Origin of the sequence: Algibacter lectus (genome assembly GCF_900112395.1) — a bacterium.
Lineage (GTDB): Bacteria > Bacteroidota > Bacteroidia > Flavobacteriales > Flavobacteriaceae > Algibacter > Algibacter lectus.
Map to the genome: position 1 here is coordinate 578,812 of NZ_FOLN01000001.1, position 21,355 is coordinate 600,166.

At 31.7% G+C, this 21,355-nt stretch carries 18 protein-coding genes; 2 read left to right on the forward strand and 16 right to left on the reverse strand.

Annotation, left to right across the window (positions count from 1 at the left end):
- Position 1: 1 nt before the first annotated feature.
- The 16 genes from BM246_RS02030 to tssD (BM246_RS02105) form a co-directional block, all read right to left on the reverse strand.
- A complete protein-coding gene (locus BM246_RS02030) occupies positions 2-1,354 on the reverse strand; it encodes a hypothetical protein (RefSeq protein ID WP_074935577.1) in 1,353 nt (450 codons plus the stop codon).
- An 8-nt stretch (positions 1,355-1,362) separates the two neighbouring features.
- Positions 1,363-3,135: a type VI secretion system Vgr family protein gene (locus BM246_RS02035; protein WP_074935578.1), complete on the reverse strand. Its 1,773-nt coding sequence runs from the start codon at positions 3,133-3,135 to the stop codon at positions 1,363-1,365.
- A gap of 12 nt (positions 3,136-3,147) precedes the next feature.
- Positions 3,148-3,921, reverse strand: coding sequence for a hypothetical protein (locus BM246_RS02040; protein ID WP_074935579.1), 774 nt, complete (start codon positions 3,919-3,921; stop codon positions 3,148-3,150).
- A complete protein-coding gene (locus BM246_RS02045; RefSeq protein ID WP_074935580.1) occupies positions 3,918-4,634 on the reverse strand; it encodes a hypothetical protein in 717 nt (238 codons plus the stop codon). Before BM246_RS02045 ends, BM246_RS02040 begins: the two co-directional genes overlap by 4 nt.
- Before the next feature lie 11 nt (positions 4,635-4,645).
- Positions 4,646-5,041, reverse strand: a complete 396-nt coding sequence (gene tssD, locus BM246_RS02050; RefSeq protein ID WP_042506842.1) for a type VI secretion system tube protein TssD — start codon at positions 5,039-5,041, stop codon at positions 4,646-4,648.
- Positions 5,042-5,069: 28 nt separating this feature from the next.
- Positions 5,070-5,936 carry a TssN family type VI secretion system protein gene (locus BM246_RS02055; protein ID WP_133966490.1) on the reverse strand — a complete coding sequence of 289 codons (867 nt, stop codon included), beginning with the start codon at positions 5,934-5,936 and terminating at the stop codon, positions 5,070-5,072.
- Positions 5,937-5,950: 14 nt separating this feature from the next.
- Positions 5,951-6,865, reverse strand: a complete 915-nt coding sequence (locus tag BM246_RS02060) for a hypothetical protein (protein ID WP_074935582.1) — start codon at positions 6,863-6,865, stop codon at positions 5,951-5,953.
- 30 nt (positions 6,866-6,895) lie between these two features.
- Positions 6,896-7,501 carry a C40 family peptidase gene (locus BM246_RS02065; protein WP_074935583.1) on the reverse strand — a complete coding sequence of 202 codons (606 nt, stop codon included), beginning with the start codon at positions 7,499-7,501 and terminating at the stop codon, positions 6,896-6,898.
- A 141-nt stretch (positions 7,502-7,642) separates the two neighbouring features.
- Positions 7,643-8,152: a type VI secretion system TssO gene (gene tssO / locus BM246_RS02070; protein WP_042501681.1), complete on the reverse strand. Its 510-nt coding sequence runs from the start codon at positions 8,150-8,152 to the stop codon at positions 7,643-7,645.
- 39 nt (positions 8,153-8,191) lie between these two features.
- Positions 8,192-9,346 carry a hypothetical protein gene (locus BM246_RS02075; protein ID WP_074935584.1) on the reverse strand — a complete coding sequence of 385 codons (1,155 nt, stop codon included), beginning with the start codon at positions 9,344-9,346 and terminating at the stop codon, positions 8,192-8,194.
- 3 nt (positions 9,347-9,349) lie between these two features.
- On the reverse strand, positions 9,350-10,354 hold the full coding sequence (locus BM246_RS02080; RefSeq protein WP_074935585.1) for a PKD domain-containing protein: 1,005 nt from the start codon (positions 10,352-10,354) through the stop codon (positions 9,350-9,352).
- Positions 10,355-10,367: 13 nt separating this feature from the next.
- Positions 10,368-12,170, reverse strand: coding sequence for a type VI secretion system baseplate subunit TssF (locus BM246_RS02085; protein WP_139221829.1), 1,803 nt, complete (start codon positions 12,168-12,170; stop codon positions 10,368-10,370).
- A 40-nt stretch (positions 12,171-12,210) separates the two neighbouring features.
- Positions 12,211-12,642: a GPW/gp25 family protein gene (locus BM246_RS02090; protein ID WP_042506827.1), complete on the reverse strand. Its 432-nt coding sequence runs from the start codon at positions 12,640-12,642 to the stop codon at positions 12,211-12,213.
- A gap of 186 nt (positions 12,643-12,828) precedes the next feature.
- Complete coding sequence (locus BM246_RS02095; protein ID WP_042506825.1) at positions 12,829-14,181, reverse strand: DUF5458 family protein; 1,353 nt, start codon at positions 14,179-14,181, stop codon at positions 12,829-12,831.
- A 15-nt stretch (positions 14,182-14,196) separates the two neighbouring features.
- Complete coding sequence (locus tag BM246_RS02100; RefSeq protein WP_074935587.1) at positions 14,197-14,649, reverse strand: hypothetical protein; 453 nt, start codon at positions 14,647-14,649, stop codon at positions 14,197-14,199.
- 154 nt (positions 14,650-14,803) lie between these two features.
- Positions 14,804-15,193: a type VI secretion system tube protein TssD gene (gene tssD / locus BM246_RS02105; protein ID WP_042499012.1), complete on the reverse strand. Its 390-nt coding sequence runs from the start codon at positions 15,191-15,193 to the stop codon at positions 14,804-14,806.
- 269 nt (positions 15,194-15,462) lie between these two features.
- Between tssD (BM246_RS02105) and BM246_RS02110 the strand changes: the two genes are divergently transcribed.
- Together BM246_RS02110 and BM246_RS02115 are read left to right on the forward strand one after the other, a co-directional pair.
- Positions 15,463-17,916: an AAA family ATPase gene (locus tag BM246_RS02110; RefSeq protein WP_074935588.1), complete on the forward strand. Its 2,454-nt coding sequence runs from the start codon at positions 15,463-15,465 to the stop codon at positions 17,914-17,916.
- A gap of 275 nt (positions 17,917-18,191) precedes the next feature.
- Positions 18,192-21,344 carry a carboxypeptidase regulatory-like domain-containing protein gene (locus BM246_RS02115; RefSeq protein ID WP_074935589.1) on the forward strand — a complete coding sequence of 1,051 codons (3,153 nt, stop codon included), beginning with the start codon at positions 18,192-18,194 and terminating at the stop codon, positions 21,342-21,344.
- The last annotated feature ends 11 nt before the right edge of the window (positions 21,345-21,355 follow it).

Consider the following 21,355-nt stretch of genomic DNA (forward strand, 5'->3'; position numbering starts at 1 on the left):
CTTATACTTTTAGTGGTTTTCTTCTGTTTACATATTTCAAATTAAGGTATTCTGTACCTTGTAATAACGTATCCCAATCTGTACCTATTTCAGTTTCAAATTGTTTGTTTAACATGGTATCCATACTTCTATATTTGTAACTGCTATCGCAAATTTGTTTTGCTAAAGATGCAGAAAACAAATATGTTGATGCTCTTTTTACTTCTAACGGTAAATTAGTGCCCGCTTGCAATGAAAAAATAACATGCTCCCAAGCGGCTTCCATATTTTTAGATTGAAAATTAACTAGAGCCAACATTCTATAACCTTCCATGGTGTAAAAAACATCACCGTGTTTAGCTGTTTCAGCAACTAGTTTTTCATAGCAAGAAATAGCTTCTGGTCGTGTTTTTTTATCAACTAAATATAATGAAGCTTTTATCATTAATGCCGACCTCCATATAGGGTAAGCCTCATCTGACTTTTTAATTTCTGGCTCTGCCAAATCAATCGCTTTATTTGCATTCTCGAAAGCCAACTCTTTATTTTTTATATTAAAAAAGGCAATAGCACAAATTAAATGTGATGTTGCTTTAGTCGTTAGTTTTTTTAATTGATAGCCGAGTTCTATAAGTACTTTTGCTTCTTTTTTAATGTTGATATCATCATCAATAGTGGCATCCATCACTTTACGCACTTGCTTCTGAAATTTTGTACTTGGTGAATGTGGTTTTACACTATCACTATCCTTGTCCATTTCATTACGCATGGCATTTGCCATGTCTAGATTTGCTCTTAATTCTACAACTCTAGCCGTTTTATGCTTTTGTAATTTTGATAGGTTTCGTTTTACATCAACATCTATAGCTGCCAATCTAAAATCGTTTGGTAAGGATCCTGATAATTGATTTGACAACCATGCATCAAAACCTACCCCATGCATTCCTGGAGCAAAATAAAGTATAAAGTTTTCTTCTTTAAACGGAAGTAGATCTTTTAATCGCTTTAATTCTCCAACCACACTTTTAAAAGTGGGCGGTAATGCTCTATTTACATCATAAGATTCTGGTAAATAGCCATCTTTTTTATAAGCATATATTAAATCATATTTGTTGTCGTCGCTAGTATTAAACCAAGATAAAAATTCTTCCCAAAGGTGTTGTTCAAAAAGATCATCAGAATAAACAGATTGAAATCTAAAAAATATGTCTTCAAAAACTCCAATAGGCGAAGCTTCAATATCCATAAATTTATCTAAAATCTCAATATCGTGGTAATCGCATACCCATATGGCCATATCCCATTTGTAGGTGGTTATCGATTCCCATTTATTTCTAATTTTAGCAAGTTCTTGCGCTATAGATGCGTTACTCATAATATATGTTATGAATTAAGTTTAACTATGGCTCCTGAAATTAAAGTCTCGCCTGTTGAATTGGTATTAATTTTACCACCAACAATATTAGCTTCTTCTTTACCGTTAACATCTACCTTTTTAGAATCTATTACAATACCCTCTGGTAACACACCTATGTTAGAAGCTCCTGTTTGAATTACCGATTCATTCTTTGAAACTATCTTGGTAGCATTACCATGTAATTCAATATTATCGCCATACATGGCAATAAATTTAGAACGTAAAAATAATTTTTCTTCACTCGAGATAGTTAATGTTTTTTCAACCGTATCAAAATGAATAATATTTGTGTTTTTATCAGAAATGGTTATCATTTCTTTTCCGTCAGTATCGTCTAACTTAATAGTATGCCCACTTCTTGTTCTAATAGCTTTAAAATCATTGCTTTCACTTTGAAAATCTGCTGCGCTCGCATTACCATTATATAAACTTCCAAGCATATAAGGACGTTCTGCATTCGCACCTTCAAAACCAACTAAAACTTCCTCGCCTACTTCTGGTATAAAATGAAAGCCTTTATCACCACCACCATGTGGTGTTACCACACGAATCCATGGCGTAGTTACTCCTGTTGGCTTTTGCCATGGGAATTGCACTTTTATACGTGCTAACCCATCTGGATCTGAATTTTCCATAACAACGGCTGTTTGCGTGTCACTTTTTGGTGTTGCTTCAAAGTTTGTATCTGGAAATACATCCATATCTGCACTTAGCGCCTCGAATGTATTATGGTATTGTCCGTTTTCGTTATTGCTATGGCGCACTTTTATAACACGGTATCTGCCATGACTTGCATTTTCACCTTGTATGTCTATTATTTTTCCAATGCCTACACCAGGATTATCACTATCACCCTTCATTCTTACTTGTTGGGTTTCTACAGCTTTTTTCTGTTGTTCTACATGGGTGTCCATACGTTGTTTAAGTCCTGGATCGTTAAACCCGTTTACCCAAACATTGGTTTCTTTAGCATAAAGTGCGTTACCGCGTTCGCTTGTAAAACTGCTATATCCGGTAGAGCCTGTACTTACTTCCGATGTTTTTTTCTCATGCTTTTCATCGGTAAGATAGTCGTTGGTGAAGTAATTAAAATTGTTAGGAAGTGGCACTAAATCTAATGAAAACCCATGTAAATCGTGCCCATATGTTAAAACAACATCTTCTCCATCTTCTGGTTGTCCGAAAATAAGTTTTTTACCATCATAGTACAACCACTCACTGTATTGCATAGCTAAACGGCTTGCATAACGCCAATTACTTTCCTTATGTTGTACACTATAATGCAAAGGCGCACTGTTTTGCGGATTCATTATAGCGCTAAGTTTTGAGGTATCATACCCTTGTAAAGTAAGTGCTATAATGTGTGATAAACTTTTGTCTAAAAAGGAATTATAATGCGGACCATCATCACATAAAACCGTTGGGCTTTCTGCTTTAATCGTTACAATATTTTCGTTATTGTATCCGCGCTTATTTGCTACAGAGGTAACAACACCTTTAAATTCTAATGTTTTATAACCAGAAAAATCACTTAGAGAACTTACTTGTAGTGTTAGCGTTTCTCCCAAATAGTTTTTTGTACTATTAGAAATCTCTCCTTCTAAATTTTCTAGCACATCGGTTCTGCATTCCAAATTTAAAAAATGGTGCGCATTAATACCTTGATCTAAAACAAAACGCTTAAATGAGGTGATAGCGGTACTTCCAATAAAAATTTCTGTAACGGATTGTAATGCCATAGTTATATTTTTTTAATTTTTTATAAATTTACCTTCACGATAAACTAATTTCTTGTATTTACCTGTCGTTTTCAGAATCCCAGTATCTTCTCCTTCGTGAATTAATGGCGTAAGTTCTGGGTAAAATAGTTCTTTAGTTACCGTATCAAATTTTAAATTTAATGTATCTCGCCTTCCTACACTTGTGTATAAACCATCGGAATTTTCAAAACAATCTAAGCAAATACCTTTAGATTCATTATTAAAACAAATAACTTTAGATGACAAAAGCCTACTAGATGAACAAACCAATTGTGTGTTAAATGTTAAATATGTGCTATCGTTTAGTTTATGCACTTTATATGGGTGTGCGCCATTATCTTCTGAGAACTCAATATTTGCTTTACCAGCAAAGTAATCTACAAACAAACTATCTTCATCACTATATCTATATAAAGATTTGTATGAATGATGACAGCCATAGTCAATGATTTCCCAATAAATAAAAATCAGCTTATCATCTTCAGATTTAACTAAAAAGAAATCATTTTCACTTAGTGCTTTATATAAGTCGTTATTGATGTAGTGTGAATTTTCTAGAATTTCTTTTAACTTTTCTTCAAAAGTAAATAGTGCATTACCACCATCATTGTGTTGTGATCTCTTTTGTATATAATCGTCGTGAAGTTTTCTTAAAATAAGAACATCTTCATTAAGGTTTGTCCTAGAAGATGTTTCAACATCTTTTGTTCCACAGAAATTTAAACTGGTAAAAAGTATGATAACTATAGTAAATACGCTTTTCATGTTGAAAAAATATTATAATATTGAATATACCTCCAAGCAGCCACTCTTTCTAAGGCTTTGGTTCTTATTTTAGTTCTATCTGATGTTTTCAAATAGAAAATATCGTAACTTTTTAACTCTTTTATTCTCTGAAAAGCTAATTCAGGTCTTTGGTAATAAAAATAGGTCCAAAATGCCCATTCATCTTCTGTTGGTTTTATATAATTCAATTCGTTCCAATCTCTCTCAAACCGGTCTGCTCTTTGCTTTAAAACGGCAGCCATGGCCCATATAGAGCTTTCTAGGTTTTTAAAATCTGCACTATATACCGTTTCTTTGCCATAAGCTTCATCTCGTTTTTCTGCAATGCTTACAAATTCATCTCCTTCATTGTAGGTTTTAGGTAAATACTTTTTTAAGTTTGGCCACTCTTTAGGGTTGCCAAAAAAATCTAAACCAAAATTTTGAAAACCACTAATTTTTTTATCTGTAATTACTTTTCCATTTTTATAGTTTTTTAAATCACTTAAATAAATCCAACCCAAACCTTCACCTGTGGCTATAGTAAATAAATATGAAGGAGGTAAGCCTACATCTTTAGCTATTCCCTCTATAATCTCAACTACGGGAGCTTCTTTAGGTTCATCTGCATAACCACCCCAAGCATTTACGTAAACGTCATACATATCCTGTATTTCCTTTTTCCGTTCAAGTTTAGATTTTATTTTACCCATATTGCTATAATTTAAGCTTTCACTGGCCAGTTATTTGTAAACGTTGTATCTTTTATGGTAATCTCCTTTGCCGAAATTACTATTTGGGTTTGCATGGCATGGTCGTCTATAGCATTAAAATGCTCTTTATAATGTAAACAATAGGCATTTTTAAATTCTACTTTTTTTAAACTGGCCATATTTTCTCTTTTATAAAAAGTAATTACGCCGTTTTTAACCATATCGGGAGAAATAGCCCAATCTAAAAAATCTGTTTTAGAAGTCGATTCTATTAGTAGTTTAATTTGTCCGCCTCTTGTTTTTTCCGCAGGTCTTCCGTTATAATCTGCACCTTGAGAAAATTCGAATGTGCAATCTAGCACGTTCATTTCATCGCTTCCGATGACCAATTTTGATAAAAATGACATAAATTCTATTTTTAATTTTTAAGATTGCTTAAACCTTTAAACGTTGAACAATAATATTATTTTCTTCTCGTATTCCATTCCACTCTATGGTTTTGTTGGCATCGATATGTCGAAGAGCACTCCACCAATGTGGTTTGAAGTAAAAAATCCAGCCTGCTAATTCGTTATTTTCACCTAAAACTTCAATTTTACGTTCTGGGTGTAACGCATTATAATCATCTACAAAAAAGTAAAAAAGCTTACCAAACTCCATATGCTCTGGTGCCTTCACTTTAAAACGGCTCATATCCTTATCGCCAAACTTCTTTTTAAACTCAAAACTAATAACGATAGGGTTGCTTAATTCGTTACTCGTTGGATCTTTAATATTTTCATTTAAAGGATAAAACCATTTTTTATAAACAGGAACAGGTATTGATAATGCAAATTCGTATGTTTTTAATACTAATAACGGTATAATAAAAGCAAAGCCTACTGCAAGATATGTTAAAACAAAAGGTTCTCTAAACCTACTAATTACTTGCGTAAAGGCCAATAAAGCGATGCCTAAAAACGCTAAGGTTATAATAAACTCACCGAAAAATTCATTTTTATTTTCCGACAATTCACTAAAGAAACTACGCAACACAAAAATGTGACCTATACCTAATAAAAATATTATAATTTCTATAGCAATAAAGCTATTAGTAGGCGAGTTATCTAAAATTTTGTAATATCCAAGCAGCCCGGTTAACCCAAATAATAAGGCTAACACTAAAACATAAACAATGGCTTGTACTTTATTTTTAGTGAATACTTTACGTACCTTTTTTACTAAAACCATAAGTATAGAACTCACTATAAATAGAATTATACTTAATTTTAAAACGTTTCCATTTAGTAAACTTGACATCATAGCATTTATAATTATTAAATTCTAGTAGACATACCTAAATACGCACCTACTTCTTTATCTAAGATAAATTCTTTTTCTTGTTTTAATTCAACTTCTGTTTTAACCATATATTCTATTGGTATAAAAAACTTATAAAATATATCTACAAAATTTAATATTCCTTTTTTACCTAAAAAGTGAGCCACATCGCTCTTTTTTTTAAGTTGTATTTCTACATTTAATACTGGTTGTTGTATTATTAAGGTTTCCTGATCTAATACAAAGTCTTGCCCTAGCCGTCCTTCTGATTCTCCACCGATATTTACTTTTTTAGACTCAAATGTTTTCTTGTAGTTAACATCTACACCTAATATTTTTTTTAGACTTAAAAAAACCAATTCTAGATTTCCCGAAATTTGATGTGCATAAGGCAATAACCTCACTAGTTTAATAGCGTACTTTTTTGGTATGGAATTATCTATTTTCCAAAAATCTATTAAAAACCTATCTTCTAAATTAGAAAACTTTTTAATTATAGATTTCTCTTTTTTTTCTATATCTACGCGCTGTCTAAATAACTCGTTTTCTATAGGAGCCAATAAAAGCCTAGCATCATGCTCTTCTTTTTTTTGCTGTTTTCTTATTGATGCAAAAGAAGCCGAGCTCCTTTTGGTATCAATTTTATGAAAAACACCCTCTGGCAGTAAATCGTAAATACCGTTTCGAGATAAATCTAATTGTAATGCGTCTTTATTTTTTTGATATTGGACTAATTTAACTTCTGCAATATCTCTTCTATAAGACCTATTAAAAGTACTTTGATTTAATGTTATAATACTATCTTCTGGAATAGACGTTTTTTCTTCAACTTCAGACACCACAATTTCGGCCTTTAAGTCGTGATAGACTTCTAAAAGCTCTTCATAAACAGCATCGAGTTGGTTGGTCATTCTTACGCGTCTTATAACTATGTACGAAAATTATTCTAAATCGGTTCTTTTACCTCCTGCAACAAATCGTTTTTCCCAAAATGGATTAGTGATATCGCAAATTTTAACACCGCTAGCACCACTCGGTCCTCTGTATGAGGTTGCATTAATAAATTTATTGTTTTTCAAGTAAATTCCTACATGGGTAATAAGTTGTTGTTCGTTTGGACTATTAAAAAACAGAAAATCGCCTTCCTCTAAAAATTCTTTTCCTCTAAATTTAACAATATGCTCCGAATCGAATTGCTTTTGCGCAGTACGTTCTATATACTTATCATAAACTTCAATAAATAATAGTTGTGTAAACGATGAGCAATCTATACCTTCTTTAGTCTCTCCTCCTAGTAAATATGGTGTATTCATCCATTTATCAACAAACGTATACATTTTAATGTTTTGAAGAGAATCTGGTTTGGTATTCAATAATTTGGCGTACTCTAATTGTACAGGTAAGTAAGGTGTTTTTACTTTTAAGGAATCATAAGATACCACAATATCATCATTAGAATTAGCAACAGTAGCTTCAGGACCTTTACAATTTATAATAGTGAATAATACTACCAATGTGAATAATAGTTTACCAAAAAATTTAATCATTTGTTTAATCTTTTTTATTTTAAAATAAATTTTATTCTCTTTGACTAAAATACTTACAAAAATACATTATTTACATTAATAATTAATTTGAAGTTTTTAAATCTCAAACTGCAACCTTTTTAATGTAAGTATTTAGGTTATTTACTTTTGTGAAAGCCTTAAAATATCGCGATCTCTTTTAGTTTGCTCTAGTTCGTTTCTTGTACTTTCTAAGGCCACCTTATACTCTTCAATTTTACTTTTAGCATCAGCCAAACCATGCAATTCTTTTTTTGCTTTCTGCAAATCCACTAAAGTTTCAATAACACCTAGATACATATTATAACGATATGTTGAGTCTTCGCGAGGTATTGTGGTTTGTACGTCTGCTAATTTACTACCTATTAAGTTATTGATAAAAGATACATTTTGTCCAGGAATATCTAGAGAATCTATCATCGATTTAATGCCATCAATTTCTGAAGCAAAGGTTTTTTGAAATTGCATTTCGCGTTCCATATTTTTTGCGCGTTCTTTTAATAATGCATTCTCTTTTTGAGGTACTCTAAAGTTAAAGAAAACAGCAACCATAATAGTTGTTGTAGTTAATATGAATAATAGAAGAAACTTGATAAAACTTGATCTACGCTCCTTAACATTTTTTGGTTTCATTCGTAATAATTTATTTGAGTTTGTATATTTCCGTTTGATTTATTCCATGAAAAAACGACGTCGTTTTTTAACTTGCTCTTCAACAATAACATCTTCTTTTACAAAGATATTAGAATCTGATTTTTTTCCAATGTATTCTAATTCGTTTAACTTCTTAAATAAAGCATTCATGAGTACTGTAAACGACGATGCTTTTTCAATAGAGGCATTAACATCTGTATGGATATACTCTAAGCTAATCATTTCATTTAAAACATTTTCAAACGCTCCTTGATTTACATCACACCAATCGGTAAGGTAGTTTAACAACTCCTCTTTTCCTGTACCTGCATATATATCTAAACTTCCTTTAATGGTTCTAGCTAAATTAATAAGTTTAATAACCATCTCTACAGGTGAAGCGTATTTATCATTAATACGATAAGTAGAAATTATACCTCTTAAATAAGCTAAAACATCTGTAGATAGTACTAAAACCATTTTAGCAAGATCGTTTGCTTGCTTTTTTTGGTGTATTTTTTGAATAACCTGCGTACAGTATAATTCTATAGCATTAAAAAAAGCACCCACTTCTACAAAGGTGTGCTGTAAGTCCGGATGACTTTGTATAGAGGTACATGGTGGAATAAAATCTTCTACTAAGGTAGACGTGTTATCTTCAATAATAACTTTACCTAATATTATACTATTCAATCCAACTTCTTTGCTATTGATATGATGTTCTGAAAGTAATGAAATTTGATATTTACCAACAACAAACGGCTTTCTAGCAGGTTCCTCGTTTGGGTTTGCATATCCAATTGGAATTCTACTATAAGGATTTACTGAAAGAACGATATACCAAACGCTATCTTCATTATTAATTGCAAATTTGCTTTTAATAAGGTGCCCAGATTGTTCCAAATATGCATTAATATCTTTATTAATTATTATTTGATAACCACCTAAAGTAACGGCATTACACTTATTTACAACAACAATTACACTTTCTTGTCCGTCCATAGAAACGGAAAGTTTTACAGGTAAATCGCTATCTCCAGGATTAGGCAGTAAACCGAAGTTATTTTGATGAATAAAATTACTATTTACCAACATAAGTTGTTGCATTAAAGCATCTTCAAAATCAATAAAGTGATCTTTATTAATTTTCATTCCATCTGCCCAATTTACTCTATGCTTATATTTAGATTCCATAATTTAAAGAATTTTTCTGCTATATTCTATATTCAAATTTTTAATACAATTCGAACCATCGTTTCTAAAAATAGTTAATCGTTTTATATTAATTCTTTTCCCTCTAATTTTTTGACAGAACACCAAAAATGTGGTATTCCTTCCGTTTACAACAATAGGTTTATTAACATCGCCACAGAAATAGTTCGAAAATTCTTTTTCGGTAATTTTACTTTCGGACACTTTGTAAAGCCTTTTTTCTAAATCAGGTTCGCTAATGTAAGGTACTTCAATATTTTCCAACTGCTCTTCTTCATTTTTATCATCAGCCAAAACGGGCTCATACGGTATATCCCAACCTATTGGCCTTTCTGGTTCAATTATTGGAGCATCAATTTGTGCAGTTGGTGTTTCCTTCTCATAAACCCGAATTCTTTTTTTACCGATGTGCTGTATATCACCATTAACAACTAATGTTATGGTTTTTAAACCAGATTCTTCATAAACATATGTTGCAGATCTAGTTGTAGCATTGGCATTAGCGGTTTCACCAAAACGCCACTCCCAACTGTAAGCATTTTTTGTGTTATCTATAACTTTTAACTCTTGCCCTACGGTAATACTATCTGGTATAATTAAATTTGGAATTTTAGTAGGGTCTAAAACAAACTTTTTCTCTTTAATAATAATCGTCTCTGTTTTTTCGCAGCTATTATTTACTAATAATCTAACGTTATATTCACCAGGTTCTTTATAGATATGAAAAGCTTGACTAATAACAGAAACGTCGGTACTATCGCCAAAATCCCACTCCCAACTCTGACCTTGTTCTGTAAGATCTTTAAATTTTATAAGCTCACCCACTCTATAGTCACTAGCCTGAATATCAATATTAATTTGATCGCAAGGAAAATCTGTGTAATACCTGTAAGCCAAAGCACTCCCTGAAATAAAAAAGACTACCAAAAACAAATACACTACATTTTTATCTAGATATTTTGTTAAATTTTCGTTCTTAGATTTACTCATTTGTTAAATTATTTTATAATTCTTTAATCACAATTTTATAAGGAAAAATGTTTACTGCTTGTTTTTTTAGAATAGACAGTAAATTTTCATTTAAATAATCCCACTCGTAAGGTTTTAAAGTCTGGTTTTCACTAGGTGTTAAGATAATTTCAATGCATTGCAAAATCCCTTTAGTTATAGACAAATCTGTCATAAAACCCTTTTTAACTTCAATATGCTTTATGTTTTTGCCATACAATTCGTAACATACCGCTTTTAAATCCTCCTCGGTTACAATTCTATTTTTTGTTAAAGTAACGCGTCTGTAAGCCTCTATACGCTGCTCCATAGTTAAACTATTACTACCGCCAAAAACAGGTCTTAAAAAATAACTGCTTTTCGTTTTTAAATTAGGGCCTTTATAAATTTCAAGACTTTTTCTTGCCTTTATATGGTTTGCTTCCTCTCCATTTGTGGTCCAATAGGTTACATTAATATTTTCACTACTTGTAAAAGGATTTAAATAAACATAATTAGTATGTAAAGAACTATCGACTACTTCGTTCGCTTTTTTCTCTATTAACGCAATAGTTTGATTTAAGGTGTTTAAATTATTTTGTAAAAATTCGTGATTAAAAAACTTAAAAGCAGCACTTTCATCTCTAAGCAACTCTAATAAATGAACAATGTATTCTTTTGCTTTTCTAGAATCTAACTTACCTACGTTTGCACTTCTAAGAAAATAAGTTCCCTTGTAAACTTCATCAACATTTTCAGCTTCCAGTTTATAAGTTTTTCCGTTAGCATTTTCAATAGATTTTACATCGAAAAAAGGGTCTTCTGAAAGAATGGGAATTATATCTATAAAATCCTTCATTTTATAACTAATATTATTCCATTTTCTATTTAAAACAGGAAATGCATTTATGGAACAATACAGCTGTTCTAAGGCTTTTGATGATATAATACTAGAAAACTCAACTTTTAACCACAACAAATCGCTTCCTAAAAAAGCATCATTTTTAGGGTTTTTAAAATTTTGTAATTCTGGATAATCAGGAAAATCTTCTACTTTATTTGGTAGTTTTAATGTTACAAAATGCTTTTGATAGTATTTATTAATTTCTCCACAAAGCGTACTTGCTTTGCTTGTATTTCCATCTAAAATATTTTCGAGCGTAATTCTATCTAATTCTTCACTATTATAGTAACCATCAATGGTATTTATTTTTTGATCACCAAGATACCATGTGGCATTACTTAAATGGTGATAAAAAAGATCTTTGTTAGCCACGCCCATGTACTCAAAGTAAAATGAGACATCATTAAGATCTAAGTTTTTATGCTCACTTTCTAAACCAATATAAAGCGTGCCCGCTTCTAAATCAAATTCGTTTCCCAACATTTGAGCTAGGTCTTTCGATTTTTTATCAGAAAACGTAAAAAGTTTATTACCCGTTACAATGTGTTTTACTCTAGCATCTAAAAGCTTTGTATTTTGTGTGGGTGTAAAAAAGATATCTTTATACCCTTGAGCCAGTCTCTGTGAAGTCGTTTTTTTTTTATAATATAATTGATGCTCCGGAGTAATTATTGTTTTCGGCTCTAAAGATTCGCAATAAGCAATAGTATGCGCAGGTTTCACATCAAATGTAGACAACGGTGTCATTAACTGAATGAGTCGCTCAGTAACCCTAATATGCGAATCGCTAATGTCGCCAGAAAGCTTTTCTAGCTCTGATGCACATGCCGACAACAGTAAAGAGATTATAGGATCAAAAGAATCGGCAATTTCATTTGCAGGTATATTCCAAAGGCTTGCAGCCTTTTTCATCATCCGGTTCTTTATATCCTCCTTAGTGGTATAACTCATAATTTCAATAAGATAAAGGGGCTATATAAAAATGCTCTACATATTTAAAAGGTTCATTCGTTTTTTTAACGACTCCTTTAACCATTACATATACAGATTTTTTAATTCTACTTTTCTCGCGTTTAATATTTATTTCTTCTTGTTCTATATTTACATCAAATTCTAAGTTAGAAAGTCTAGTTTCATGCTTTTTTAATGACTTTACTAAAGAATCAGAGACAATAACTCTAAGCTTATTATCGGACGATATATTATTAAAATCGACATCCCAAACGGCACATCCAAAAGATAAATCGAAATTACACTCACCAAAACGCGTGGTCATTATTAAATGAATATAATTAGCAACAGACTCCTCAATACTAGATTTCTCTACGGATCCATTATTAATTAACGCAGTGGCATTTAGTGGTAATTTATAATATTTATGTTGCATTATAAGCTTTGATTTTAATACTAGCTTTGCCTAAACGAGTGGGCGTAAAAGCTATTATCGTATATCTCAATATTTAAAACAGTAAATTATTAAAACATCATAAAAATGTGCTAAATAAGTATATTGAACAAAAAAAAGCCACCTTATGGTTTTTAGGCAGCTTCTTATATTTTCAAAAACTAAATATTATTGTTCTGCATAGTCAGTATCCCACTCGGTACCTTCATCTCCTTTTTGACCATCCATAGTAATTAAGAAGTTTTTTGCAGGGAAATACGGTTTTAACCGAATATCCACGTGTATTTTATCTTTTTGATCTCGGTCTTGTTCAAACCTTTTAATATCAAAGTTTTCAATTAACTTATCTGGGCCAGTAACACCATCCAAAAACTTAACAATTTGTTTTAAAATTTCGTTTCTAGTTTTAGTATTAAAGTTTTCAAAAGCACGACGATTTAAAAAGTCCATTAAAACTTTAGATATATAATCAAACACACGAACTACAGAGTATGTTTGCAGGCCAATGTTATCGCCATTAAATAATGTTTTAGCAGAAAATGCCATAACCTTACCATATTCGTTAACCATAGGTACTAGACCTAAGCTTTCTAATGTAGCAATCTCACTCTTTTTTAAATCAAAGCGTACAGATTCTACTTCACTTAAACCACCATGTTTTTTACCTGCAGTTACCTGAGACATCAGTGTTTTATACATGCTACCAGCTAAAGCTCCAGATGGTGGAACAAAAACATCTTCTTCTTCTCCTAGTTCTGTTTCTTTATTTCTTCCTACCAACCAATTACATGTCATAATGGTATTAGATAGATAAGCATCTCCACTTGCTAAGTTTGCACTTTCAAAAAGCTCCATAACATCGTCCGGCTCATCTAAATGCGCAAAATCGGTAACCATAGTTACTTTATTGCTATGCGCCATTTTAGCCCATTTATCTACTACGGCTTTACTACCTAAATATCCAGGTAACACTAGTAAAGCGTAATTATCTCTTAAGTCTAAACGATCATAACTAGATACTATTTCTTCACGGATATAATCAAAAAATCTTGTATTATCAAGATCTGATAATTGATCCATCTCAGCATTTACAATAGTTGCATTCTTAATAGACGCTTCATCTGTATTTTTGTAAAACAACGCTACAGAACGATAAGATGCTTCTAGCTCTCTTGTTTCATCTAACGCTATTTTTAAGTTCTTTTTTAAGACCGCTTTAGAATGCTCTGCTTTTTCGTCTGTTTTTTCTATAATATCAATAAGATCACCATCAGACTTTAGCGTTTCCGACCATAGTTTTAATACTTTAAGTAAATCACTACGTTCTTGTTTTTTATTATTTTCTGTTAAAAATATTTTACGCCTTGCTTTACGCTCAGGGTTTAAATTTTGAACATTATCAATTGCAGATTCTAAAAGATCAAACCCTCCGTATTTAGTTAACGCATTGGATTTTTCTTGAATTTGTTGCGAATAAGATTTTTCTTGTAAGCTTTGCTGACTATTTTCTGTATTTGCCATATCTTAATTATATCTTTATTTAGCGGTACTTAACTCCTCAATTAGCATTTCTAAAGTAGAAACTAATGCTTGTTTTGATTCTTCATCTTGTAACGCCTGCTTAAGAACTTTATTCGTTTTAAGTTGCTTAATTATTTTTTTGTATTGCTCGCTTTCAATTTCAAGGCCTTTTAAAAAATTACTACCTTCAGTAATTCCTCTTTTCCCGAAATCTCCTAGATTATTAAATTTAGTAGCTTCGTTAATCGTACCACCTTCTTTATCTTCGTATGCAATATTAAGCTCTGGAGAAAAGTGTTCAAAAACATCTTCAACCGTTCTTAATCCTTCTACTGCTTCTGGTTTTATAGGAGTGTTTGGTGTAAGTTTACCCGCTATAAGTGTTCTGTTTTGAGGGATTTCATTTAATGCTTCACCAGCATCGACATCCGTTACATTACCACCAAGTCCAACTTTATTTGATGCCATAATATGTATCTATATATATTAAAAATTTAACTTTCACCCCGCTAATATAGCTAAGATATCTTAAGAATAAAAGAGAATGTCTGAAAAAACTCAAACATTCTCTTTAATGTAATATTATTCAATTAGTCATTATAAAACGACTAAAAAAGCCAAATTATACTGGCCACTCATTCTCGTGAATTCCACCACCACTAGAAAGTTTCTTAGCAGAAATAGTAAACGTTTGAGTTAACGGGTTTGTACCTGAAGCATCAAAATCTTCTTTGTAAAAAGTTAAGTAACCTTCTTCAAAGTTTACTTCTTTTAGTTTAGCATCAGTGTCTCTTTTTGTAAATTCAATAGATCCATCTCTGCGCTCAAAACTACTACATTGCCATTCGAACAATTCTGTTCCGCCTGTTGATTCGATTGTAACTTTAATCTCTCCTCCTCTTGTTACAGAAGAAGGTCTTCCAGTTGCATCTGTTTCTTGTTTAAGAGCATAACTACAACTTAATACGTTGTACTCATTTCCTCCTACTTTTAACTTTGTTTTAAAAGCCATAAAAATTTGTTTTGTGGTAAAAATTACCTGATTAAATATATATAACGGCATGAACGCCAGCAACAAATCTATTAAAAAAAATAAACTTGAAAGAATTTTAAACGGATTTATTTAAAAAAAACCTCTAACTCTCAAATAACCAATAAGAAAGAAAAATATTATATTTTTACAAATTAATAGTTCAATATTTTTTGTGATTTTCACTTTTCAAAATATTACTTTTGAATAATTCTTTAATTAATTTTTCTTAAAATAAACTTTAGTAAGGCATGCAAGATTTCGATAAAGTTGTACACATAGCACACCAAATAGCAAAAGAATATCAACATGAAAATTATGGCACCGCGCATCTTATTAAGGCGGCGCTAAACAAAGATTTTGCACTAATGCGCTTGCTGTTTAGCAATGATATTGATGTTTATTTCATTGAGGAATGGGCAAACGTGCATTTGGAAAGCTACCCGAAACGCTCGCATAACCATAAAGACATCACAGCCGATAGTGATGCACAAACGGTATTAGTAGAAGCAGAAGATGTAAAAACAACTTTAGATGATAATTATCCCGATTTGTTAAGCCTTTTTATTGCGGCCATAACACCTGGAGTTGGCTTTAGTTTCGACCAATTAAAATCCTTACCCGTTACCCATACACAACTTAGTGATAAGTTTAAAGACAGCGCGACTGCTACTTCAAAAAAATCTGCTAATGTAGATTCTAACTCAAATGGTGATAATCTAGATAAATATGCAACCAACAAACTTATTGATGCCGCCACAGGCAAATATGACTTTATTATTGGGCGCGATAAAGAACTGAAACAAATTTCTGAAATTCTAAATAGAAAATCTAAACCACATGTTATTATATTAGGAGAATCTGGTGTTGGAAAAACCGCTTTAATTGAATGTTTTGCAGCAGCTATATATAACGGCAACATTGTAGACAGTTTAAAGGATGCGACCTTATTTGAAGTAAACACTTCTATTTTATTATCGGCAGCTTCTTATAAAGGAGAAATTGAAGACCGTTTATTAAACATTTTTAAAGAATCTAGAAATTACCAAAAGCCTATCATTTTTATCGATGATTTCCACACGCTTTTAGAAGATAAATCAACAAATAAAAGTATTGCCAATGCTATTAAATCTGAAATTAACACAGGAGGTGTAACCTTAATTACAGCTACAACTTCAGAAAATTACAGAAAATTAATAGCTGTTGATGAAGGTTTAGAAAGACGAATGGAAACTTTACAGGTTGAAGAACCAGACGATGAGTTAGCCTTTAGAATGATAAGCAATAATGCTAAACTTTACACAGAGCACCACGAACTTTCAATTTCTGATGATTCTATTAGAGAAATTATAAGGTTAGCTAAGCGCTACCTGAAGGAAAAAAGCCTTCCCGATTCAGGAATCGATTTAATTGATAGAACCATGTCTGCCGTTAAGGTTTCCAAACAATCGTTACCTAAAGACATAGACTCTCTAAAATCAGAGTTTTTAGATTTACAAAAAGAAAACAATAAAAAAACCCAAGACCAACGCCTTGAAGAATTAGACTGGTTTTACCTATCGTTAACCAATAAAGTTAGTGCTATTGTTTTAGATCAATATTTAGATGAAGATCCAACAAACCATAAAACTATAGAAGAAAAGCAAGCAAGTATTATTGCGCTATTAGAAAAAATAAAAACCCATGCCGAAAAAGATATCACCGAAGTAACAGATAGTGATTTGGCAGCTATGGTATCCATAATTACAGGTATTCCTGCAGGAAAAGTTCAAACGCAAGAAAAAGAACGCCTTTTGGATATGGAAGACACTTTAAGAAAACGTGTTATTGGTCAAGATGTTGCCATTAAAACCATTTCCGACGCCATAGTAGAATCCAGATCTGGATTATCAAAACCTGGGCAACCCATTGGTTCTTTCTTTTTCTCTGGACCAACAGGAACAGGAAAAACAGAATTGGCAAAATCTTTAGCTGAGTTTCTATTTAACGACGAAAATGCTATCATCCGTTTTGATATGTCGGAATTTAAAGAAGAGCATTCTGCTGCATTATTATACGGAGCACCTCCAGGTTACGTAGGTTATGAAGAAGGTGGTGTTTTAGTTAACAAAATACGCCAAAAGCCTTACGCTATTGTTCTTTTTGATGAAATTGAAAAAGCACACCAATCTGTTTTCGATGTTTTTCTTCAAATTTTAGATGAAGGAAAGTTACACGATCGATTGGGTAAAGAAGGCGATTTCTCTAATGCAGTTATTCTATTTACATCTAATATTGGTTCAGATTTTATATCTAAAACCATGGAAAAAGGCGATGTACCAACATCGAATCAACTTACAGATATTATGTCTAATTATTTCCGACCAGAATTTTTAGGTCGTATTACAGAAATTGTTCCTTTCGCTCCTATTTCAGAAAAAATAGCTGTATCTATTTTCAATTTACATTTAAAAAAGGAGCTACTAAACATGGCAGAACGTTTAGGTATAACTCTAGAAATAAACGAAGAAACTAGAACCTACTTAGCCCTTAATGGGTTTTCTCCCGTATATGGTGTTAGACCGTTAAAAGGTGTGATTAGAAATCAATTAAAAAGACCTTTGGCTAAAATGATAATTGCCGATGAAATTAAACCACCACAAGTTGTTGAAATTAAGCTAGAGGATAATATTGTAAAATTCATTCCAAAGCAAAACAAAAAATAACATAAAACTATACAGGGATTACAAAAACAGCACGTTAATCTTTATAATAAAACCGTAAAAAGAATTACAAATACCTTTTAAAAACAAAAATGAGATTAGTTTCATTAAAATTAATTTCACCTCTTTAGGTTATCATCATTACCAATTTAAAAGCTATGTATTTTCTTCCGTTTATTTGTGAGAAAAAAAATGTTTTTGTGAGAAAAAATGTAAAAATTTAGTCGCAATCCCTAATTAACCTCGTATATTCGAAAAATTTAAAAAATTTAAATTAAATGATAAGATTTTTTTACACACTTTGTTTCTTCTGTGTATGTTTCTCTGGATGGTCTCAATTAGCCTCATTAAAAGGAAATACAATAGACAATATTAGTAAAAAACCTATTACTGATGCCTTCGTTATAATTGAAAACACTAAGATAATTCAAAAAACAAATGCTCTTGGAGAGTTCATTATTGAAGAAGATTTACCTATTGGTAAAATTACCGTTATAATAAGAAAAGTTGGTTATGTAACTCGAAGATTTGAAATTGAAATTTTTGAAGGCAAAGTAGCCAATGTTAAGGATATAAATCTCTATATTGAAGAAGAGGAAGATGAAGATCCCGAAGATAAAAAAATAATATTATCTGGTACTTCCCTAACTGGAACTGTAACTCACAAACAAACCAAAAAGGTTATTAAAGATGCTAGAATAAACATTGTAGGATCTTTTATGACAACCACAACAGATGAGGATGGCTACTTTGTTTTTAACGGTAATGTTCCTGAAGGACCTATTAGAATAAAAGTTGCTAAAGATGAGTACACACCAAAAATGTACGACATTTTTATTAATAGCGGTAAAATTGCCTATGTAGATGGTATCACTTTAGGAAATGATCTTTATGATATACAAAACCAGCAAATAAATACTTTTACAGAAGACCAATTATACGCAGACAATAATACAGTTACTAATAATGCTGGTTTCTATCAATCTTCAAGCGATATTTTCTTAAACACAGCGGCCACTCAATTTAGTTCTGCCTTTTATAAAGTAAGAGGACAAGATGGATCAAATGGCGAAGTAATGATTAATGGTGTGGTGAATAACTCGCCTTTAAATGGAGATACCGAATGGAATAGTATTGGTGGTTTAGAGGAAGCTATGCAGAACAACTATTTAAGTTTTGGTTTATCTTCATCTAAATATAGTTTAGGTGGTACTTTAGGAAATTTAAATATAGACACCAGAGCATCTTCTCAAAGAAAAGGTGGTAAAGTTTCTTACTTCTCTTCTAACCGACGTTTTTCTCATGGCGTGAACGCGACGTATGCCACTGGAAGAAATGCTAACGGATTTTCACTAGCTGTTTCTGCAACAAAAAGAACTGCTTTTAACGAAGGTTATTTTGATGGTACACCATACGATTCTAACTCGCTTCTTATTAGTGCAGAATCTAGAATAAATACTAATAATGCTATTAACTTTACTGGTATTTTTAATGCAACTAGCCGTAATGGAAGATCTGCAAACACCAACGAAGTTTTCAACCTTAAAGATAATAAGTACAATAGTAACTGGGGAACAGTAAACGACGAAATTCACAACTCTAGTGCTCAAAGTATATCGCAACCCCTTTTAATGTTAAATCATTATCTAAACTTGGGGCCTAATACTAAAGTTCAAACTAATGTAGCTTATAGTTTTGGCACTAAAGCTAGAAGTCGTTTAGATTTTAATGGTGCTAGTATTGATAATGCTAATAATATTTCGGATTCTTTTGGTGAAGATCCAAACCCAAGTAGAGCTTCTGCCCTACCAAGTTTTTTCTTTGCAGATGCCGATAACCCAGACTATGAAGGTGCTACTTTAGCAAGAGAAGCATTTCAGAATAATGGTCAAATTAATTGGTTCGATTTATTTGATACTAATATTAATAGTAATTTAAGCACTTCTATTTATGCACTTTACGAAGATGTTGAAAAGCACTCTAATATTTCGGTTAACTCTATAGCAGATTTTAAAATAAATTCGCTTTTAAACATTAACGCTTCGGTAGGTTACGAAAATTATAACACAAACAATTTCGCTAGAATAAAAAACCTTTTAGGAGGTCAAGGTTATTTGGATGTTAATACTATTGAGGGTTCTGGAGATGAAATACAATCCGATTTATTAAACCCAAACCGAATAGTTTCTACTGATGATGATTTTAGATATAATTACGACTTAAATAGAGTAGCCTTTAAAGGGTTTCTTCAAGCAGATTATAAGTACGACCAATTTGATGCTTTTATTGGTGCAAACCTTAAATACTCTAATAATACCAGAGATGGTAATTATCAAAACGGAAAATCTCCATATATGTCTTTAGGCAAAGGAGAAGAATATACATTTTTAGACTACAATGTAAAATTAGGTGTTGGTGTTGAAGTAAATTCAGAAAACAAATTTAGCATTAGAGCTTTATACGGTAAAAATGCACCAAACCTAAATAACATATTTTTAAATGCTAGAGAAAGTGATAACCCAAGAGATTTCTCTACTATTGATTTCAATACGTTGCCTTCAGGGACATTAACTAGTGAAGATATTAGTGGTTTAGAAGAGTTTATAGATATTGTACAAACTACAAACCTTTCGGCCGAAATAAAATACGAATATAGTTCCCCTTTACTTCAGGCGAGTGCCACTGCTTATTTTAATCAAAATTCCGACGGTATATCAAACAGAACTTTCTTAGGGTCTAGTTTCAACCAAAACACATCGTCTACCATACAAGAAGTGCTTACAGATGTAGATAAAAAATATATGGGTGTAGAACTTGGTTTAGCTTACAAATTACTAAAAACGCTAAGCCTAAAAAGTGCTGTAGCCATAGGCGATTTTAGGTATGCAAAAAACGCCAATTTACAATATATTATTTCTGAAGGTCATGTTGAAAACCTAGGTGAAGCCGCTTTAAAAAATGTACACGTATCTGGTACGCCATCTAATGTGTATTCTATAGGTTTTGAGTATAAAGATAAAGATAACTGGTGGTTTGAGGCCATGGGTAATTACTTTACCGGTAGCTATGTAGACATAAACCCTTACTTTAGATCGCGCGATTTTTTCTTAGATACAGATGGTGCTGTATTTGAAAGCTTTAACACTCAAGATGCTACAGCATTATTAAAGCAAGAAAAACTAGACAACTACCTAACTATTAACTTATTTGGTGGAAAATATTGGGAAATTAATAATAACCACATTGGCTTTAAAGCAGGTATAAATAATATTTTAGGTCAAAAACATGAACTAGGTGGGTATGAAACTCAAGGACAAATAAAATATGATGCCTTATTAGAAGACTCTAAACGTGAACAACCACTATATGGAAATCGTTACTGGAAAGGTTACGGCGCTACCTATTTTGCAAATATTTATTACAGATTTTAAAAACTATAACA

What these genes read in the sequence shown, in the direction of transcription:
- BM246_RS02100 (WP_074935587.1), bottom strand. Translation starts at nt 14,649, where the DNA reads ATGGCATCAAATAAAGTTGGACTTGGTGGTAATGTAACGGATGTCGAT.
- tssO (WP_042501681.1), bottom strand. Translation starts at nt 8,152, where the DNA reads ATGAAACCAAAAAATGTTAAGGAGCGTAGATCAAGTTTTATCAAGTTT.
- BM246_RS02075 (WP_074935584.1), bottom strand. Translation starts at nt 9,346, where the DNA reads ATGGAATCTAAATATAAGCATAGAGTAAATTGGGCAGATGGAATGAAA.
- BM246_RS02080 (WP_074935585.1), bottom strand. Translation starts at nt 10,354, where the DNA reads ATGAGTAAATCTAAGAACGAAAATTTAACAAAATATCTAGATAAAAAT.
- BM246_RS02065 (WP_074935583.1), bottom strand. Translation starts at nt 7,501, where the DNA reads ATGATTAAATTTTTTGGTAAACTATTATTCACATTGGTAGTATTATTC.
- BM246_RS02090 (WP_042506827.1), bottom strand. Translation starts at nt 12,642, where the DNA reads ATGCAACATAAATATTATAAATTACCACTAAATGCCACTGCGTTAATT.
- BM246_RS02110 (WP_074935588.1), top strand. Translation starts at nt 15,463, where the DNA reads ATGCAAGATTTCGATAAAGTTGTACACATAGCACACCAAATAGCAAAA.
- tssD (WP_042506842.1), bottom strand. Translation starts at nt 5,041, where the DNA reads ATGTCATTTTTATCAAAATTGGTCATCGGAAGCGATGAAATGAACGTG.
- BM246_RS02115 (WP_074935589.1), top strand. Translation starts at nt 18,192, where the DNA reads ATGATAAGATTTTTTTACACACTTTGTTTCTTCTGTGTATGTTTCTCT.
- BM246_RS02060 (WP_074935582.1), bottom strand. Translation starts at nt 6,865, where the DNA reads ATGACCAACCAACTCGATGCTGTTTATGAAGAGCTTTTAGAAGTCTAT.
- BM246_RS02045 (WP_074935580.1), bottom strand. Translation starts at nt 4,634, where the DNA reads ATGGGTAAAATAAAATCTAAACTTGAACGGAAAAAGGAAATACAGGAT.
- tssD (WP_042499012.1), bottom strand. Translation starts at nt 15,193, where the DNA reads ATGGCTTTTAAAACAAAGTTAAAAGTAGGAGGAAATGAGTACAACGTA.
- BM246_RS02040 (WP_074935579.1), bottom strand. Translation starts at nt 3,921, where the DNA reads ATGAAAAGCGTATTTACTATAGTTATCATACTTTTTACCAGTTTAAAT.
- BM246_RS02095 (WP_042506825.1), bottom strand. Translation starts at nt 14,181, where the DNA reads ATGGCAAATACAGAAAATAGTCAGCAAAGCTTACAAGAAAAATCTTAT.
- BM246_RS02030 (WP_074935577.1), bottom strand. Translation starts at nt 1,354, where the DNA reads ATGAGTAACGCATCTATAGCGCAAGAACTTGCTAAAATTAGAAATAAA.
- BM246_RS02085 (WP_139221829.1), bottom strand. Translation starts at nt 12,170, where the DNA reads ATGATGAAAAAGGCTGCAAGCCTTTGGAATATACCTGCAAATGAAATT.
- BM246_RS02035 (WP_074935578.1), bottom strand. Translation starts at nt 3,135, where the DNA reads ATGGCATTACAATCCGTTACAGAAATTTTTATTGGAAGTACCGCTATC.
- BM246_RS02055 (WP_133966490.1), bottom strand. Translation starts at nt 5,936, where the DNA reads ATGATGTCAAGTTTACTAAATGGAAACGTTTTAAAATTAAGTATAATT.